Here is a 762-nt window from a genome sequence, read left to right as displayed (position 1 = left end):
CCCAGACTCAAGAGGCTTTTACTGCCTAATCTGGGCTTATCGCAAGTTAATACGTCCTTCATCGCCTCTGACTGCCAAGGCATCCACCGTGTACGCTTAGTCACTTAACCATACAACCCCAAGAGGTTTCGTATGTTCAAACAACCAAGGTTTGCGTTTAATACTCCGATCAAGAAAATATTAAACATTGGTTTTTCGCCGGACTCATTTATTTATCTTCACTTTAAAAAGTAAAAACAAAATCAAGACACTTGAATGTGTGTTGTTTTGAGAACTCGTTTTTATTCAAAGAATAAAAACATTTTAAAATTAATCTTTCGATTAAATTTACTAGTCAGCTTTCCAGATTGTTAAAGAACATGTAATCATCGTTAGATAACCACTTTCTAATCACATTCATTACTTTGAATATATTTAGAAAGTGGTGGAGCTATGCGGGATCGAACCGCAGACCTCCTGCGTGCAAGGCAGGCGCTCTCCCAGCTGAGCTATAACCCCAACGATTTAAAAGACTATACCATCACTTTTTCTGGGAGAAAAAGTGGTGGGTCTGAGTGGACTCGAACCACCGACCTCACCCTTATCAGGGGTGCGCTCTAACCACCTGAGCTACAGACCCAAGTCTTTTTACGTTCTACATTTTAACCAGGCAATCTGTGTGGACACTGCATAAAACAGCATAAGTCTTTAGGTAAGGAGGTGATCCAGCCCCAGGTTCCCCTAGGGCTACCTTGTTACGACTTCACCCCAGTCATGAACCAC

The 762-nt window shown here is 41.7% G+C and carries 2 tRNA genes and 2 rRNA genes; all 4 read right to left on the bottom strand.

What is annotated here, in order from left to right:
• Nucleotides 1–110: ribosomal RNA gene (locus tag CZ809_RS20880) — 23S ribosomal RNA — on the bottom strand; the annotation flags it as partial.
• A 312-nt stretch (nucleotides 111–422) separates the two neighbouring features.
• Nucleotides 423–498: transfer RNA gene (locus CZ809_RS20875), tRNA-Ala, on the bottom strand.
• 44 nt (nucleotides 499–542) lie between these two features.
• A tRNA-Ile gene (locus CZ809_RS20870) sits at nucleotides 543–619 on the bottom strand.
• A 73-nt stretch (nucleotides 620–692) separates the two neighbouring features.
• Nucleotides 693–762 (bottom strand): 16S ribosomal RNA (locus CZ809_RS20865); the annotation flags it as partial.

The organism is Photobacterium piscicola (assembly GCF_900166965.1).
Lineage (GTDB): Bacteria > Pseudomonadota > Gammaproteobacteria > Enterobacterales > Vibrionaceae > Photobacterium > Photobacterium piscicola.
Note: the sequence above shows the minus strand (reverse complement) of the source record. Positions and strands in the feature narration are given on the sequence as shown.